15 protein-coding genes and 1 other RNA gene are annotated in these 16,217 nt (G+C 65.3%); 14 read left to right on the top strand and 2 right to left on the bottom strand.

The genetic code is table 11. The features are described 5' to 3' along the window. The first annotated feature begins 22 nt into the window (after positions 1–22). From ahcY to K3F48_RS06800, 13 genes are all read left to right on the top strand, one after another. Positions 23–1,429: an adenosylhomocysteinase gene (ahcY, locus tag K3F48_RS06860; protein ID WP_222574674.1), complete on the top strand. Its 1,407-nt coding sequence runs from the start codon at positions 23–25 to the stop codon at positions 1,427–1,429. A 677-nt stretch (positions 1,430–2,106) separates the two neighbouring features. Continuing rightward, positions 2,107–2,688, top strand: a complete 582-nt coding sequence (locus K3F48_RS06855) for a hypothetical protein (RefSeq protein WP_222574673.1) — start codon at positions 2,107–2,109, stop codon at positions 2,686–2,688. A 379-nt stretch (positions 2,689–3,067) separates the two neighbouring features. Further along, positions 3,068–5,617, top strand: coding sequence for a PAS-domain containing protein (locus K3F48_RS06850; protein WP_222574672.1), 2,550 nt, complete (start codon positions 3,068–3,070; stop codon positions 5,615–5,617). Beyond that, a complete protein-coding gene (gene tsaE, locus K3F48_RS06845; RefSeq protein ID WP_222574671.1) occupies positions 5,614–7,143 on the top strand; it encodes a tRNA (adenosine(37)-N6)-threonylcarbamoyltransferase complex ATPase subunit type 1 TsaE in 1,530 nt (509 codons plus the stop codon). The genes K3F48_RS06850 and tsaE overlap by 4 nt, the downstream gene beginning before the upstream one ends. Then, complete coding sequence (locus tag K3F48_RS06840; protein WP_255608492.1) at positions 7,109–7,861, top strand: nucleotidyltransferase family protein; 753 nt, start codon at positions 7,109–7,111, stop codon at positions 7,859–7,861. Before tsaE ends, K3F48_RS06840 begins: the two co-directional genes overlap by 35 nt. 72 nt (positions 7,862–7,933) lie before the next feature. After that, a complete protein-coding gene (locus K3F48_RS06835) occupies positions 7,934–8,815 on the top strand; it encodes an NAD-dependent epimerase/dehydratase family protein (protein WP_222574670.1) in 882 nt (293 codons plus the stop codon). A 291-nt stretch (positions 8,816–9,106) separates the two neighbouring features. After that, complete coding sequence (locus K3F48_RS06830) at positions 9,107–9,766, top strand: 50S ribosomal protein L25/general stress protein Ctc (protein ID WP_222574669.1); 660 nt, start codon at positions 9,107–9,109, stop codon at positions 9,764–9,766. A 99-nt stretch (positions 9,767–9,865) separates the two neighbouring features. Then, positions 9,866–10,471, top strand: a complete 606-nt coding sequence (gene pth, locus K3F48_RS06825) for an aminoacyl-tRNA hydrolase (RefSeq protein ID WP_222574668.1) — start codon at positions 9,866–9,868, stop codon at positions 10,469–10,471. Next, the gene (locus tag K3F48_RS06820; RefSeq protein WP_222574667.1) at positions 10,468–10,719 is read left to right on the top strand and encodes a hypothetical protein; all 252 of its coding nucleotides are present in this window, start codon (positions 10,468–10,470) and stop codon (positions 10,717–10,719) included. The genes pth and K3F48_RS06820 overlap by 4 nt, the downstream gene beginning before the upstream one ends. A 66-nt stretch (positions 10,720–10,785) precedes the next feature. Continuing rightward, entirely contained in the window at positions 10,786–11,163 is a 378-nt protein-coding gene (locus tag K3F48_RS06815) for a helix-hairpin-helix domain-containing protein (protein WP_255608488.1), read from the top strand. A gap of 115 nt (positions 11,164–11,278) precedes the next feature. Continuing rightward, positions 11,279–11,656: a transfer-messenger RNA gene (ssrA, locus tag K3F48_RS06810) on the top strand. A gap of 49 nt (positions 11,657–11,705) precedes the next feature. Beyond that, positions 11,706–12,248, top strand: coding sequence for an SspB family protein (locus K3F48_RS06805; RefSeq protein ID WP_222574666.1), 543 nt, complete (start codon positions 11,706–11,708; stop codon positions 12,246–12,248). Between the two features lie 7 nt (positions 12,249–12,255). Then, complete coding sequence (locus K3F48_RS06800; protein WP_222574665.1) at positions 12,256–12,456, top strand: DUF4169 family protein; 201 nt, start codon at positions 12,256–12,258, stop codon at positions 12,454–12,456. A 9-nt stretch (positions 12,457–12,465) separates the two neighbouring features. On the opposite strand, the gene K3F48_RS06795 is transcribed toward K3F48_RS06800, so the two are convergent. Further along, the gene (locus tag K3F48_RS06795; protein WP_222574664.1) at positions 12,466–13,566 is read right to left on the bottom strand and encodes a DGQHR domain-containing protein; all 1,101 of its coding nucleotides are present in this window, start codon (positions 13,564–13,566) and stop codon (positions 12,466–12,468) included. Positions 13,567–14,029: 463 nt separating this feature from the next. Then, positions 14,030–14,863, bottom strand: coding sequence for an OmpW family protein (locus tag K3F48_RS06790; RefSeq protein ID WP_222574663.1), 834 nt, complete (start codon positions 14,861–14,863; stop codon positions 14,030–14,032). Positions 14,864–15,435: 572 nt separating this feature from the next. On the opposite strand from K3F48_RS06790, the gene K3F48_RS06785 reads away from it, so the two are divergent. Beyond that, the gene (locus tag K3F48_RS06785) at positions 15,436–16,071 is read left to right on the top strand and encodes an HdeD family acid-resistance protein (protein ID WP_222574662.1); all 636 of its coding nucleotides are present in this window, start codon (positions 15,436–15,438) and stop codon (positions 16,069–16,071) included. Positions 16,072–16,217: the final 146 nt, after the last annotated feature.

Raw genomic sequence — 16,217 nt, 5'->3', positions numbered from 1 at the left:
GGCAACGCCAGAAGGGAGCGTCATGACCACGCATTTCAATGATTATGTCGTCGCCGACATCGGCCTCGCGGAGTGGGGCCGCAAGGAGCTCGATATCGCCGAGACCGAGATGCCCGGCCTGATGGCGACGCGCGCCGAATATGGCCCGTCGCAGCCGCTCAAGGGCGCGCGCGTCGCCGGCTCTCTGCATATGACCATCCAGACCGCCGTGCTGATCGAGACGCTGAAGGCGCTCGGCGCCGACGTCCGCTGGGCCTCCTGCAATATTTATTCGACGCAGGATCACGCCGCCGCGGCGATTGCCGCCGCCGGCACGCCGGTGTTCGCCATCAAGGGCGAGAGCCTCGAGGATTATTGGGATTACACCCATCGTATCTTCGAATGGGGCGACGGCGGCGCGCCCAACATGATTCTCGACGACGGCGGCGACGCCACGCTGCTCATCCATCTCGGCCTGCGCGCCGAGAATGGCGACACCGCCTTCCTCGACAAGGCGACCAATGAAGAAGAAGAGGTCCTCTTCGCCGCGATCAAGAAGCGCCTCAAGGCCAATCCGGGCTTCTACAAGCGCAACGCCGAGGCCATCAAGGGCGTGACCGAGGAGACCACCACCGGCGTGCATCGCCTCTATGTGATGCATAAGGAGGGCAAGCTGCTGTGGCCGGCGATCAACGTCAATGATTCGGTCACCAAGTCGAAGTTCGACAATCTCTACGGCTGCCGCGAATCGCTGGTCGACGGCATCCGCCGCGCCACCGATGTGATGATGGCCGGCAAGGTCGCCTGCATCGCGGGCTATGGCGACGTCGGCAAGGGCTCGGCCGCCTCGCTGCGCAACGCCGGCTGCCGCGTGCTCGTCACCGAGATTGATCCGATCTGCGCGCTGCAGGCGGCGATGGAAGGCTATGAGGTCACCACGATGGAAGACGCCGCGACGCGCGCGGACATCTTCTGCACCGCGACCGGCAATGTCGACGTCATCACGACCGAGCACATGCGCGTCATGAAGGACCGCGCCATCGTCTGCAACATCGGCCATTTCGACAGCGAGATTCAGGTCGCCGGCCTGCGCAATCTCAAATGGCACAATGTGAAGCCGCAGGTCGACGAGGTCGAGTTCGCCGACGGCAAGCGGATCATCCTGCTCGCCGAAGGCCGCTTGGTGAATCTCGGCTGCGCCACCGGCCATCCGTCCTTCGTGATGTCGGCGTCCTTCACCAATCAAACGCTGGCGCAGATCGAGCTGTGGACCAAGCAGGGCCAGTATCCGGTCGGTGTCTACACGCTGCCCAAGCACCTCGACGAGAAGGTCGCTTCTCTACATCTCGCCAAGATCGGCGTGAAGCTGACCAAGATGACCGAGCAGCAGGCCGCTTATCTCAACGTGCCGCAGAACGGCCCGTTCAAGCCGGAGCATTACCGCTACTGAGGCGGCGGACGCGCTGAAAACTTCGGCCTCGCTCTCCGCTTGAGAGCGGGGCCGTTCTCTTATTCGGCTCCCGGCGTATGGTGAACACCAGTCCCCTCACCCTGAGGAGCCCGCGCAGCGGGCGTCTCGAAGGGTGGGCCCCGCCCGCGCCTTCTGGAGCATCCTTCGAGACGGCCCTTCGGGCCTCCTCAGGATGAGGAGGCTGGGTTCTCGAACGCGATCCCCCGGCGTCACGGGATCGACGGCTCCAGCGCCGCCGATATCGCGCGACCTGCATTAGATGCAAGCTGCGCCCGCCATTGCAGCCCGCGCAACGGACGCACGCAATTCACATCGCCCATGATTTCGCCAGAGCGATCGGGCCGCAATTTCTCGGCGGCGCAGTCGCCGCGCGACATTTTGGAGCAGGGAGCCTCGCCGCGTCGTTTCAACCGAGATCGACAACCAGAAAACGCGAGACGGCCAACTCCGTACGCGGCTTCAATTTTTTGTCATGCGTCTGCAACGATAGAGGTTAGACTGACAATCGGGACTTGCTCCCGAGAATTTGCGAATGAATTCGACTCTCACTGGTTCGACTGCGGTCGAAAATGGCGAAAATCGAATGAGTCACAAGCTCTGAGGCGAGCCCCTTCCATGTTGTGAGAGCAGCAGGCTGACGCTCGTGGGATGCGCGCATGGACCAGCGTCCTCGCTCGAGCGTCACGCAATGCGGCAATCAGGAGAATAATATGAACGCCGAATTTCTACGAGCCACCGCTCTGGCGACCTTTGTCGCTTTTTCCGCGTCGGCGGCGCTTGCCGACACCGCGACATTTACCTCAGCGCCTTTGACCGGGTGCCCGAATTGCACGGCGACGGACAGCAGCGGCCTGGTCGTATCCGCTCTCGGTCATCTTCTCCCTAATGGTTGGGACGTGCGAACGGGAAACGGCGGGCTGTATTTCGCCAACCGCACCGGCGGCGTCTTTACTATTCCCGCCTCTAATTTCCCTGGTAAATCTTTCGATTTGACCGGCCTTAAGCTTTTTGCCTATGGCGCGACAAGTATGTCGATGCCAGTAACATTCACTCTTTACGCTTATCATTTCGGTATTCCGACCGCTGACACGGTACAGGTGACGGTCAACTCACAAGCCACTCAGGACGTGACTCTGTCAGACCCTCGTCTACGCAACATCGACACGCTCATTATTCGTTACGATCCGTTGCAGGTTCGATACGTCTATTTCATCGAGACACGTTTTACACCGCACTGAGCTTGGAGCGCTTTTTTAAGCTCGCATGACTCCTGGCGAGCGCGCTCTGTCATCGGGAAACGCCGCGAATCGAGCTTTCAGGAAAAGGCGCGATTTCGCGGCGACCGGGGCTCTCTTCAGCGCGAGCCGCGCATTCGCGAGTCTCGGATACGCGGTCGGCGCGCCCGGGCCGAGGTGAAATTTTTCCCCACGGCGACGCCGACGCCAGTTCGGCGAAACCTCTACGTGAGAATGCTCCCCGTCGCGTCGCGCGTTTCCCTTTCGATCAACGCGTTTTAGATTGGAGACGATTCGGGACGGCGCGTCGCTCGGGCGCGCGAACGGCTTGCGGCGTTTGTTTGCGATGAGCCTTTGCAATCGAACGTGGAGACCGGTTCGCATGCACGACAGGACGGCCTTCGGGCCGATAGCGCAGTCGCCCGCCGGGCGCAGGCGGAGCCTCCGAGCCGGCTCGCTGCGACGATCGGCGGCCGTGGCGCTGACGGCCGGCGGCCTGCTGCTCGCCCGTCCCGCCCGGGCGCAGGCGCTGGCGGGACTTTTCGCGGCCGGCGACAGCGGCGAATTCGCCCATCTCGCGCTCAGCCTCGGCCTCGCCCTTTTCTCCACCGTCGTCGCCCTCGGCTATCTCTCCGAGCGGAAGAGATGGAGCCGCGGCCAGACGCGGCTCGCCGCCGAATTGGAGCTGGCGCGCAGCAAGCTCGACCGCGCCGAGACCTTTCTGTCGAGCGAGCCGCAGCTGCTCGTCTCCTGGGACGGGCCTGCGAGCGAGCCCGATGTGGAGAACAGCCTCGGCGACGCCGCCTTCGCGCGCCGGCCTCTCGCCTTCGGAACTTGGCTCACGATGAAGGACGCGCGCGAGCTCGAGCAGTGGATCGAGCGGCTGCGCCAGAGCGGCGAAGCATTCCGCCTCGCCCTCGCCAATCCGCAGGGCCGGCGCTTCGACGCCGAGGGCCGCGCCGTCGCCGGCCGCGCCGTGCTGCGCATTCGCGAGGTCTCGGGCGACCGGCTCGAGCTGTTGTCGCTGCGCGAGCGGCACGCCCGCTGCGTCGCGGAGGCGGAGGGGCTGCGCGCGATGCTCGAAGCGCTGCCGACGCCGGTGTGGATGCGCGCCGCCGACGGCCGCCTCTCCTTCGTCAACGCCGCCTATGCGAGCGCCGTGGAGGCGGAGAGCCCGGCCGACGCCCTGCGCCGGCAGATCGAGCTGCTCGATCACCAGGCCCGCGCCGAGGCCGCGGCCGCGCGCGGCCGCGACGAGGTTTTTCGCGCGCGAGTCACGGCGGTCGTCGCAGGGGAGCGGCATGGTCTCGATGTCGTCGAGGCGCCCTTTCATGGGGCCTCCGCCGCGCTCGCGCTCGACCGTCACGAGATCGACGCCATGCGCTCCGATCTCGAGCAGCAGATGCAGGCGCATTCGCGCACGCTGGATCAGCTGCCGATCGCCGTGGCCATTTTCGACCGCCGCAAGCGGCTCGTCTATCGCAACGCCGCTTATGAAAGGCTGTGGCCGCCGCTCGACCGCGCCTTTCTCGACCAGGGCCCGAGCGATTCGCAGATTCTCGACCGGCTGCGCGCCGAGCAGCGCCTGCCGGTGGAGGTCGACTTCAGGGCCTGGAAGTCGCGGCTGCTCGAAGCCTATCGCTCCTCGGAAGAGCATCACGAGCACATCTGGCACATGCCGGACGGACGCACGCTGCGCGTCGTCGTCAATGTCAATCCGCAGGGCGGCGTCACTTATCTCTATGACGATGTGAGCGAGCGCTATTTCCTCGAGACGCGCTTCCATGCGCTCGACCGCATGCAGAACGAGACGCTGGAAAATCTGCGCGAGGGCGTCGCCGTCTTCGGCGCCGACGGACGCCTGCGCTTTTGCAATCCCGCCTTCGTCGCCCTGTGGCGGCTCGACAAGCGCGCGCTGGACGAAAAGCCGCGCTTCGACGCCGTTTCCAAGCTCTGCGCGAAGCTGCATCCCAATGAGGAGACCTGGAGCGAGCTGCGCGGCTTCGTCACCGGACTGCAGGAGATGCGCCAGGGCTTCACCCGCCGCATCGAGCGCTCCGACGGCAGCGTGCTCGACTGCACGGCGCAGGCCCTGCCCGAGGGCGCGGCGCTGCTCACCTTCGTCGATGTGACGGCGGGCGTGAATGTCGAGCGCGCGCTCACCGAGCGCAACGAGGCCCTGATGGCGGCGGAGAAGATCCGCAACGACTTCGTCCATCACGTCTCTTACGAGCTGCGCTCGCCGCTCAACAACATCATCGGCTTCAGCCATCTGCTCGGCGAGAGATCGACCGGCGAGCTCAACGCCAAGCAGCTGGAATATTTGGGCTATGTGGCCAAGTCGTCGGCAGCGCTGCTCGCCATCATCAATGATATTCTCGATCTCGCGACGATCGACAGCGACGCCATGGCGCTCGAGCTCGGCGACGTCGATGTCGAGGATGCGATGCGCGCGGCGGCCGAGGGCGTGCAGGACCGGCTCGCCGAAAACACGATCGAGCTCAAGATCGTCGCCACCGGCGATGTCGGCCGCTTCCGCGGCGACGCCAAGCGCATCAGGCAGATTCTCTTCAATCTGCTCTCCAACGCCATCGGCTTTTCACGCCCTGGACAAACCATTACCCTCGCCGCTCTGCGACGGGAGGGGGAAATCGTGCTCAAGGTCGCCGATCGCGGGCGCGGCATCGCGCCCGAGGCTCTGGAAAAAGTGTTCGACCGGTTCGAATCCCATACCGCCGGCTCGCGCCATCGCGGCGTCGGACTCGGCCTCTCCATCGTGCGCGCCTTCACCGAGCTGCATGGCGGCCGCGTGCTGATCGATTCGGCGCTCGGCGAAGGCACCACGGTCACTTGCATCTTTCCGACCGACGAGCGCCACGATCATGCCGCCTCGACGTCGGAGGAGACGCGAGAGAGAGGACGCGCCTCATGAGCGATTCCGCCGAATGGATCGTCGATGTCGCCGACGAGGCGCAGACCGCGGCTCTGGCGCGCCGTCTCGCGCCGATCATTCGCGAGGGCGTGCGCCTCGTGACGCTCTCGGGCGATCTCGGCGCCGGCAAGACCACTTTCGCGCGGGCGCTCATCCGAACGCTGGCGGATGATCCGACGCTGGAGACGCCGAGCCCGACCTTCACCTTGATGCAGATCTACGAAGGCGAGGGCTATCGGCTGCTGCACGCCGATCTCTACCGGATCTCCGGCGAGGCGGAGCTCGAGGCGCTCGGCTTCGAGGAGGCGAGCGAGGAGGGAATAGCGCTCGTCGAATGGGCCGAGCGCGCGCCCGGCCTGTTCTCGGGCGAGCGGCTCGCCATTCATCTTTCTTTCGTCTCGCCCGACGCGCCGGACGCGCGACGCATCGCCATCGTCGCTCACGGCGCTTTCGCGGGGCGCTTCGCCGCGTTCAAATCGCTGGAGATCTTTCTCGCCGGCGCCGGCTGGAGCGAAGCGGAGCGCGCCTTCCTGCAAGGCGACGCCTCGTCGCGCGTCTATGAGACATTGCGCAAGCCGAGCGGCGAGCGCGCGCTATTGATGATCTCGCCGGCGAAGCCGGACGGGCCGCCGATCCGCTACGGCAAGTCTTATAGCGCGATCGCCAAGCTCGCCGAGACGGTGAAGCCTTTCGTCGCCATGGCGGGCGCGCTGCGCGCGCAGAAGATCTCGGCGCCGGAAATCTTCGCCTTCGATTTGAACGCGGGCTTCGTGCTGCTCGAGGATTTGGGCCGCGACGGCGTCATCGCCGATGGCGCGCCGATCGCCGATCGCTATCTCGAGGCGGCCGCGCTGCTCGCGACGCTGCATTCGCGCGATCTGCCCGACGTGCTGCCGACGCCGGGCGCCGCCGCCTATCGCATGCCGTCCTATGATCTCGACGCGCTGCTGATCGAGGTCGAGCTGCTGGTCGAATGGTATGCGAGCCGCGTCGGCGGATCGGCGATCTCCTCGGGCTCCAAGGCGACCTTCGTCATTCTGTGGCGGCAGGCGTTGATCGAGATCGTGATGGCGCCGCCGACCTGGACCTTGCGCGACTATCACTCGCCCAATCTCATCTGGCTCGAGGATCGCATCGGGACGGCGCGCATCGGCGTCATCGATTTCCAGGACGCCGCGCTCGGCCATCCCGCTTACGACGTCGCCTCGCTCGCTCAGGACGCGCGCGTAGATGTGGCGAACGAATTGGAGATGCGGCTGCTCGGTCATTACGCGCGCCTGCGGCGCGAGGCCGATCCCGGCTTCGACATGGCGGGTTTCGCGCGCGCCTACGCCATTCTCGGCGCGCAGCGGGCGACGAAGATCCTCGGCATTTTCGCGCGGCTCGATCAGCGCGACCGCAAGCCGCAATATCTCGCCCATCTTCCCCGCGTGGAAACCTATCTGCGCAAGGGCCTGCGCCATCCCGCGCTCGCCGATCTCGAGGCCTGGTATGTCTCCCACCTTCCCGCGCTGTTCCGTTCCTGAGACGGCGATGGTGTTCGCCGCCGGGCGCGGCTCGCGCATGCGGCCGTTGACCGATTCGATTCCGAAGCCGCTGGTGCGGGTCGCCGGCCGCAGCCTGCTCGACCGCGCGCTCGACGCTTTTGCGGAAGCGGGCGTCGCGACGGCGATCGTCAACGTCCATCACCTCGCCGATCAGATCGAGGATCATCTGCGCGGCCGCTCGGCGCCGCGCATCGTGATGTCGAACGAGCGCGAGCTGCTGCTGGATCAGGGCGGCGGGATCAAGAAGGTTTTGCCGCTGATCGGCGAAAAACCGTTTTTCATCTGCAACACCGACGCCTTCTGGATCGGCGCGCGCGCGGATAATCTCATTCGCCTCGCCTCGCTCTGGGACGGCGACAAGATGGACATCGCGCTCCTGCTCGCGCCGCGCGAGGGCAGCGTCGGCGTCGACTGGACCGGCGATTTCCATCGCGACGCGGACGGGCGGCTGACGCGGCGCGGCGCCGCAGAGACGGCCGAATACGTCTATGCGGGAATCGGCATCTTGAAGCCGCAGCTCTTCGCCGACGTCACGGCCGATGTGTTCCCGCTCGCGCCCTATTTCTTCCGCGCGGCGGAGCAGGAGCGCCTTTATGGCGCGCCGCTCGACGGCAAATGGCTGCATGTCGGCACGATGGCGGCGATCGAAGCGGCGGAGCAGGCGGCGGCGGAGGAGCGCGTCGTGTCTCCTGCCTGATCTTCAGAAGCGTCTCCGCTTCGATTTCGAGAATTGCGCAAGATCGACCGCCATCTATGAGGGACGCGCCAGATGAAAGCCCTGGTGATCGGAGGCACACGCTTCATCGGGGCCTATGTCGTTCGGCGACTCCACGACGCCGGCGTCGAGACGACCGTCTTTCATCGCGGGACGAGCCGCCATCCCGTCCTGCCCGACATAGAGCATGTCTGCGATCCGAGCGCGGCCTATCCGATCGTCTCGTTTCCCGAGAGGCTGCGACGCGATTGGGACCTTGTGGTGCATATGGTCGCGATGGGAGCAGACGATGCCGAAGCGGCGGTCGAGACGTTCTCGGGCCGCACCCGGCGCCTCATTGTCATTTCGAGCTGCGATGTCTATCGGGCATATGGTCGTCTGACTGGAATTGAACCGGGCTCGCCGGAGCCGGTTCCGCTGACGGAGGAAGCGCCGCTCCGCTCGATATTTTTCCCTTTTCGCGGGATGGAGGAGCAGCTCGGAGCCTATGTTCGCGACTACGACAAGGTTCTCGTCGAGACGGCCGTGCGAAGCGCGAATGATCTCGACTGGACCATCCTGCGCTTGCCCAAGGTATACGGCTCGGAAGAAAACGGCGACCTCGCCACCATATACGGGTTCGCCGCCGCGCCTGCCTGGCGTTGGACGCACGGCCACGTCAGGAACGTCGCCGCGGCGATCGCGACAGCGGCGGTCGATCCGAGGGCGCGCGGCTCCATATTCAACGTCGGCGAGGAAACGACGCCGAGCATGGGCGAGAGACTGGCTCGGTTGCCGGCTCGACGCGGCCCGCCGGCTGAACCACCGTCCTTCGACTATCGTCAGGCCTTGGTCGTCGACACAACCAAAATTCGAGCCGAATTGGGCTATGCCGATGTGGTGGAGGAGCGATCGGCGATGATCGAGCTGGCGGCGCAACATCTAGATATTTCGTGACGGAGCTTTATACGCATGACAAAGCGCGGGCATGTCCGAGATTCCCAGAGTGCGCGCGGCAGGGAAATCTGAAGCTCGAGCGGCGTGATGAACTTCCCGAGCCGGACGATGGGGCCCGGAGGACGGGAACTGCGAACATTGAAACTGCCGTTCTTTCGTCAGTCGCGATCGATGCGCGCCGCCGCCCCGCCTTGCCTCCGCCCCTCGCCTTCCCTATAAGCTGCGCCGCGCGCCTGCTTTCCGACACCCCTGGAGGCGATGGGCGCGCTTTTCTCTTGAAAGGACACCGAAATGGCCGAGGTCAAGAAGCTCGCGGCCACGGTGCGCAGCGGGACAGGCAAGGGGGCCGCCCGCAGCGTTCGCCGTGAGGGCCGTATTCCAGGCGTCATCTATGGCGGCGGCGACGCGCCGACGCCGCTATCGCTCGACCGGAAGGAGCTGACCAAGCTCATCTATGCCGGGCACTTCCTCACGACGATCTTCGAGCTCGACATCGACGGGAAGACCGAGCGCGCCATTCCGCGCGACTATCAGCTCGACGTGGTCAAGGACACGCCCCTTCACGTCGATTTCCTGCGCCTGCGCGCCGGCTCGCGCCTGCGCGTCGACGTGCCGGTGCATTTCATCAATCACGACGCCTCGCCGGGCCTGAAGCGCGGCGGCTCGCTCAACATCGTCTACCATTCGGTGGAGATGTGGGTGCCGGCCGACAATATTCCGGACGGCATCACCGGCGATCTGACCGGGCTCGAGTTCAACGACGCGCTGCACATCTCGGCCTTCACCCTGCCGCCGAACTGCAAGCCGACCAATCCGGACAAGAACTTCACCGTCGTCTCGATCACGCCGCCGCTGGTGGCGGAGGAGACGCCGGCCGCCGCCGCGCCCGCCGGCAAGGGCGGCAAGGCCGCGAAGGCTCCGGCCGCCAAGGCGCCCGAGAAGAAGAAGTAGAGAAGAGAAGGGCAGTCGGCAGTCGGGAGCAGGCAGTCGAACCCGATCTACTGCCGACTGCCCGTTGCCGATCCGCCGCTCCTTTAGGAGCCCACGGCCATGCTGCTGTTCGTCGGCCTCGGCAATCCCGGCCGCGCCTATGCGAAGAACCGGCACAACATCGGCTTCATGGCCGTCGAGGCCATCGCCGACGCCAATCGCTTTTCCCCGCCGAGGACCCGCTTTCAAGGCCTCGCGCGCGAAGGGACGATCGCCGGCGAGCGCGTCATCGCGCTGCTGCCGCAAACCTACATGAACGAATCGGGCCGGGCTGTCGGCGAGGCGCTGCGCTTTCACAAGATCGCGGTCGGCGATGTCGTCGTGTTTCACGACGAGCTCGATCTGCCGCCGGCCAAATGCCGCGTGAAGACGGGCGGCGGCGCCGCGGGACACAATGGCCTGCGCTCGATCGGCGCCCATATCGGCGCAGAGTTCAAGCGCGTGCGCCTCGGCATCGGCCATCCGGGCGACAAGGCGCTGGTGCATTCCTATGTGCTCAATGATTTCGCCAAGAGCGAGGAGCCCTGGGTGCGCGCCCTGTGCGACGCGCTCGCCGACAATGCCGCGCTGATCGCCGAGGGCGACGACGCCGGGCTGCAGAACAAGGTGCATCTCGCCATGGAGGCGGCCGGCTTCGGCGCGCAAAAGCGCGTCGGCGAAGCATGAGGCTCGCCTCGGCTCGCCTTGTGGCCGCGGCGCTGATGATGACGCCGGCCGTGCTCGCCGCGCAAGACGCGCCCGCGCCTTCGGCGCAGGAGAAGCCGACGCAGGCCTATGGCGAGGATCATCCCGCCTGTCTCGAATGGACCGACGGCTGCCTCGTCTGCGCCCGCCGGGCGGACGGCGCCGCCGCCTGCTCCATGGTGGGCGCGGCCTGCCTGCCGGCGGCGGTCTCCTGCCTGCAGGGCAGATAAGCGCGGGCCCTGCGGATGAATTGCGCCTGAACGGCGCATTCAAAGCCCGTTCAAGCCGCTCGCCGCATGATGCCTCTCGTCGATCGGGAGATCATTTCCGATCAAAGGAGCCAGGTCATCATGAAGCCCAACGCCATTCTCGCCATCGCCATGTTCGCCGCCGCCACGCCGGCTCTGGCCGAGACGACGACGCCGCCGGCCGCCAAGCCCGGCAATCTCGTGGTCGCGCCGGCTCTCGGCAAGCATGAAGCGGCGACGACGCTCGACATCAACACGGCGACGGTGGAGCAGCTCGCAGCCGCCAAGGGGCTGGATCGCCTGCTGGCGGAAGCGATCGTCAAGGGCCGCCCCTATAAGGCGACCAGCGAGCTGGTGAAGCACAAGATCCTGTCCGACGCGCAATTCGCCGCGGTCAAGGACGCTCTCGTCGTCAAGCAGAACTGACCGCTCGCCGGCTTTCAGCCGATGAATTTCTTGCGCCCGCCGATCCGTCGGCGGGCGCTTTGTCGCGCTCGAGAGGACCGAAAATCGGGGAGGAGCGAAGCGCTTTGTTCGTCAGCCCCTTTTCGATCGGCCAATCGATGCGTATATTGTCCATTGCCGCCGTTCGCGGCGGCTATGGCGATAAACGAGCATCGGAATAAGCCTATCGGACCCGGGGGCGGTACCCGGCGCCTCCACCCGAGGCCGTGACGAGCGTTTCCGCGAAGCGGGCGCGCGGCTTGGGGCGGGGGCGAAATAGGATCGACGAGGGTGTAAAGGGTGTTTTTTCGCTCGGCATGATACCGCCGTTATCGGGTCAATCTTATAGTTGCCAACGACAACTATGCTCCGGTGGCCGTCGCTGCGTAATGCAGTGAAGGTACTGGGTTCAAAGCCCTAGGGGGTTGCACTTCTAGGCGGGGCTCGGAGGCGCCTGGCAACAGAAGCCTCCACTTCCTCACTGGCTGGGCGGCGCCCAATAGAGGATTTCGGTTCGGGTCCACATGTCCACCGACATCATCAGATATGATCTGCTCCTTCAGGATGCGTTGCGCGGCGTGATGCGCAAGGTCCTGGCCGACGCTGCTCTCGCCGGACGTCTGCCGGGCGATCATCATTTCACGATCAGCTTCCGCACGAGAGCGCCCGGGGTCAAAATCTCGAGCCGCTTGGCCGAGCAATGGCCGCATGAGATGACGATCATCCTGCAGCATCAATATTCCAATCTCGTCGTCGACGAGCGCGGCTTCTCGGTCTGCCTCTCCTTCCGCAGCATTCCCGAGCAGCTCTATGTGCCTTTCGACGCAGTGACGGTCTTTTCCGATCCGTCGGTCGAGTTCGGCCTCAAATGGGAGGTCGAGGAGGGGCCGGCCGGCCCGCGGGACGAAGCTCCGGCGCCCTTCCCTGCGCGGCCCGTCCCGGTCGCCGCGCCCGCATCCGCCGCGCCGAAACCGGCGAAGGCCGAGCGGCGTCCAGACGAGCGCGCGGCGCCCGAGGGCGAGGAGACGAAGATCGTCTCCATCGACGCCTTCCGCAAAAAGACCTGACCGGCCAATGGGCGAGATCGTCAATCTGCGCCGCGCCCGCAAGGACGAGGCGCGCCGTCGCCGCGAGGCGGAAGCGTCGTCCAATCGGCTCGCCTTCGGACGCTCAAAAACTGAGCGCGAGCTTGCGGCCGCCAGCGCCGAGCTCGAGAAAAAACGGCTCGACGCGCATCGCCTCACGGACGGCGAGGAGGACGAGGCGCGGCGCTGACCCTTCGCCTCAGGCGAACAGCCATTGCTTGAGCGAGAAGCCGGAGCTCAGCGCCTTGCGATAGAATTCATAAAGCGCGAGATGGCCGGTCGTGGGCTTGGGCAGATCGCTCTTCTTCAGCTTGCGGAAGAACGGCGCCAGAACCTCCTCGAAATTATGGAGCGTATATTTGCCGCCATGGCGGTCGGCGACCCGTTCCGCGACATTGGCGAACAGCAGGATCAGCGCCTTGAACAGCGCCGGATTGACGATATTGCCGGCGACGCCATGCATCCCGAGCCCGTTCAGACAGGCCTGCAAATAGGTATTGAGCACCCGGTAGACGTCCGCCGCCTCGGCGTCGACGAAGGCGCCGTCGATCGATTTCAGCGCGGAATTGAAGGTCACGCGCGAGATCTTGCCCTTGCGGCGCTCCGATGGGCTGAGCAGGCCGGCCAGCACGCTGTCCGCCTCATTGGCGAACAGGTCGAACACATTGTGTAGCAGCGCCTCGGCCTCGGATTCGGTCTCCGATAGGCGACGAATGTCGAGCAGCAGCTCCGGCGGCACCGGCCGCTGCTTGGTGTTGATGTCCATGAACAGCTGACATTCCTGCGCGCGCGTCAGCTTGTTGTAGACGACCACCGGCGCGTCCACGCTCTTTTCCGCCAGATTGAAGCCGAAGACGCGGTGCTGTCCGTCGATGATGAGAAAGGAGCGCTTGTCCATGCGGAAGGTCAGCTCGCCCGTTCGCTTGTCGAAGCGCAGCTCGGCGGCAGGCTGGGCGGAGAGGATGATCGCGCTCGGCACGCTGCCGAAGCCGCAATCGATATAGTCGGCGATCTCTCTCGCGCGCTTCTTGTCGAGCAGGCGCTGAAACCCGTCGATCGGATTTTCGAGCCGCGCCTCGACCGCGCATGTCGCGGCGAGCACGCGGCTCGGCAGCACGAGGGAATAGAAGCGCCGCTTTCCTTGCGTGACCTGCAGGGCCGGGGCGCAGACGAGGCGCGGCCCGGAGTCATCCGCCACGGGAGCGGCGGCGGCGGCGGGACGCTCGGCTTCGGCGTCGCTCTCGAGCAGCCGCGCTCGATCGGCGTCGGGCGCGAGGGCGCCGTCGATGGAATCGACCATGTTCTGATCCTTCGAAGACCTGCGGCCGCACGCCCGCGACTGTTGGGACCAACCGAATCGAACACGTACTTTTTTAAAGTGTAACGCCGACCAGCGCCAAACAACAAGCGGTCTCGACCGCTCTGCAGGGCAATCGGGCGAACGAGAATTGTTGCCGGAAGAGGCGTTTTCACCTCCCCTTCGAGTGGGGAGGCCCTGCGCCGAAGACGCTCGGGAGGGGGCGCTCCCCGAGTCTTTGCCGTGAAACTCCTCCCCGGACCGCTTTCGCGGTCCGACCCTCCCCCTAAAAAGGGGGAGGTTGATGCGCCCCTTCCTGCGTTCACCCGATTGCCCCGACCGCTCTACTGGGCGGTCGGATTTCGGCCGATCGGCTCGCGAGCGTCCGTGCCGCTCTGCTGCAACAGGACAAGAAAAAACCGGCCGCGAAGGGCCGGTTTTCTAGAAACGGTCGCTTTTGGACGCGTCAGTATTTGGCGAGGACCGGCGCAACCAGGCCGGCGCCGAAGCGGAAGGTCAGGCCGACGCTGGCGATCCACGGATCGATATTCACCTTGGCGTCGATCGGAACATAGGTGTTGGTGCCGATCACATTGATCTGGCCATGCGCGTTCGGCTCCATCAGGATGCGCTTCAGATCGACGTTCACGCCGAAATTTTCGGTGAGCATGTAATCGAAGCCGATCTGGCCGACCACGCCCCAGGACGGGGTGATGCTGAGCGAGGTGAAGGTCACCGGGATGCCGGCGGCGGTCAGGAACCACCGATTATTGCCCGCGTCGGAGAAATAAGCGGTGTAGTTCACGCCGACGCCGACATAGGGCTGGAACGCGCCGAAATTGGTGAAGTGATACTGCAGAATGAGCGACGGCGGGAACACCCAGGTCCGCGACAGGCTCGCGCCGAACAGCGTGTCGATTCCCTGAACGTGATGGCGCGAGATGCAGCAGATCGCCTCGATGGCGATGTTCTTGGTGAGATAATAGCTGACGTCGAGCTCGGGGATGATCGAGTAGGAAATGCTGGTGCTGGCGCCCGGAACGACGCTGCCCCGTCCGGCGCTGAGGCCGAGCGCCTGCAGCGCGCCGCCGCCCTGGCCGTCATAGACGGTCGCGCTGCCGCTGTCCGGCACGACGGCGGCGGCGCGCAGGCGAATCTGGAACGGCTGATAGGTGTCGGTGAAAGCCGGCGGAGGCGGCGGCGGGGGCTCCTTGATGGCCGAGAGATCGGCGGCGTGGGCCGCGGCGCCCATCGCGCCCGACATCAGTGCGGCCAACGCGCCGCGCAGTAGTGCTCTCATCAGGGTCCCCCGTCCATTGTTCCGGGACGCGACGCGACGCGACGCGATCCGAGTCAGGCGTCAAACTGCCTCGAATCCGGGAAGGAAGACTTGACCTAGATCAAGAAATCACGACTTCGGCATAATTTCTGCGCATGTGTGTCACTTCGGCAACAGCACCGCAAATGTGTCTCAGAGCAAATAACAGGCAAATACTGTGGTTTTACAATGCAGTGAGCCGCAACAAAGGCTTTCTGGCGCCGTTTGGGGATCTGAATGCCGGCTCGAGCGTGACAGCGCGGCGCAATGCCGCAGAAGGGCGAGCCGTAGCGGAGAGCGCCGTCTGTGCTGACGATGTCTCGTGGCGATTCGGCGCCGCGCGAATGAAACGCTCCGATGCTGTTTCAATGGCAGTCGGCAATGGGCGATCGGGCAATAGCCGCCGACTGCCGGGCGCCGGCTGATTATTTCGTTTGTTTCGCATTGTCCCCTCATTATCCTCGATTTTTCGCCGCGCCGAAAAACTGACGGATGTCATGGCGCGTTCGGCTGTCCCGGTTTCTCATCCCGCTTCTCTCCGTGGAGGCGAACGCATGAGCACGAGCAGCATTTCTGACCAGCCGTTCCCCGGCGGTCCGTTCGGCGTCGACCGGCTGACCGCCAAAAACGCCATTCTGGCCCGCAACTGGTGGGCGGTCGCCCTGCGCGGGCTGGCGGCGATCATCTTCGGGCTCATCGCTTTGTTCATGCCCGGAGTCACCATTCTCTCGCTGGTTCTGGTGTTCGCCGCCTTCGCCATCGTCGACGGCGTCGCGACAATGGTGTCGGCGGCGCGCGCGGCGCGGCGGGGCGAGGCTTGGCTGTTCATGTTCCTCGCCGGCCTCGTCAAGATCGCCGCCGGCCTGTTCGCGGCCTTTTGGCCGGGGATTACCGCGCTGATCTTCGTGCTGCTGTTCGGAATAGAAGAGATCATCGCCGGCGGGCTGTTCCTCGGCTCGGCCTTCGAGCTCAGGGAGGATCACGGCCGCTGGCTGCTGGCGCTCACCGGCATTCTCTCCATCCTGTTCGGCCTGTTCGTCGCGCTGTCGCCGGTCATCGGCGCGGTGGTGCTGGCCTGGTGGATCGGCGCCTACGCCATCGCGATCGGAATCGTCGAGCTGATGCTGGCCTTTCGGTTGCGCGCCAGGCATGTGGCGGGCGGGCCGCTGGCGACGCCCCAGGGCGCATGAGGCGCAGGTTGGAAGGGAGAGTCGTCGGTCTCGACGGCGACCCGCGCGGCACGGCTGCGGCGCGCGAGACCGGCGGGGGGGCGCTCTGATCGCGGCCTATGGCGCGGACAAGCGGCCGGCGCGCAATGTCGTCATGACCAGCATGA

Source organism: Methylosinus sp. Sm6 (genome assembly GCF_019802345.1).
In the GTDB taxonomy this organism is placed as follows: domain Bacteria; phylum Pseudomonadota; class Alphaproteobacteria; order Rhizobiales; family Beijerinckiaceae; genus Methylosinus.
Note: the sequence above shows the minus strand (reverse complement) of the source record. Positions and strands in the feature narration are given on the sequence as shown.

Bases quoted from the DNA above. Each gene is read 5' to 3' on its own strand.
- ahcY (WP_222574674.1), top strand. From the start codon at position 23: ATGACCACGCATTTCAATGATTATGTCGTCGCCGACATCGGCCTCGCG.
- K3F48_RS06855 (WP_222574673.1), top strand. From the start codon at position 2,107: ATGGACCAGCGTCCTCGCTCGAGCGTCACGCAATGCGGCAATCAGGAG.
- K3F48_RS06850 (WP_222574672.1), top strand. From the start codon at position 3,068: ATGCACGACAGGACGGCCTTCGGGCCGATAGCGCAGTCGCCCGCCGGG.
- tsaE (WP_222574671.1), top strand. From the start codon at position 5,614: ATGAGCGATTCCGCCGAATGGATCGTCGATGTCGCCGACGAGGCGCAG.
- K3F48_RS06840 (WP_255608492.1), top strand. From the start codon at position 7,109: ATGTCTCCCACCTTCCCGCGCTGTTCCGTTCCTGAGACGGCGATGGTG.
- K3F48_RS06835 (WP_222574670.1), top strand. From the start codon at position 7,934: ATGAAAGCCCTGGTGATCGGAGGCACACGCTTCATCGGGGCCTATGTC.
- K3F48_RS06830 (WP_222574669.1), top strand. From the start codon at position 9,107: ATGGCCGAGGTCAAGAAGCTCGCGGCCACGGTGCGCAGCGGGACAGGC.
- pth (WP_222574668.1), top strand. From the start codon at position 9,866: ATGCTGCTGTTCGTCGGCCTCGGCAATCCCGGCCGCGCCTATGCGAAG.
- K3F48_RS06820 (WP_222574667.1), top strand. From the start codon at position 10,468: ATGAGGCTCGCCTCGGCTCGCCTTGTGGCCGCGGCGCTGATGATGACG.
- K3F48_RS06815 (WP_255608488.1), top strand. From the start codon at position 10,786: ATGATGCCTCTCGTCGATCGGGAGATCATTTCCGATCAAAGGAGCCAG.
- K3F48_RS06805 (WP_222574666.1), top strand. From the start codon at position 11,706: ATGTCCACCGACATCATCAGATATGATCTGCTCCTTCAGGATGCGTTG.
- K3F48_RS06800 (WP_222574665.1), top strand. From the start codon at position 12,256: ATGGGCGAGATCGTCAATCTGCGCCGCGCCCGCAAGGACGAGGCGCGC.
- K3F48_RS06795 (WP_222574664.1), bottom strand. From the start codon at position 13,566: ATGGTCGATTCCATCGACGGCGCCCTCGCGCCCGACGCCGATCGAGCG.
- K3F48_RS06790 (WP_222574663.1), bottom strand. From the start codon at position 14,863: ATGAGAGCACTACTGCGCGGCGCGTTGGCCGCACTGATGTCGGGCGCG.
- K3F48_RS06785 (WP_222574662.1), top strand. From the start codon at position 15,436: ATGAGCACGAGCAGCATTTCTGACCAGCCGTTCCCCGGCGGTCCGTTC.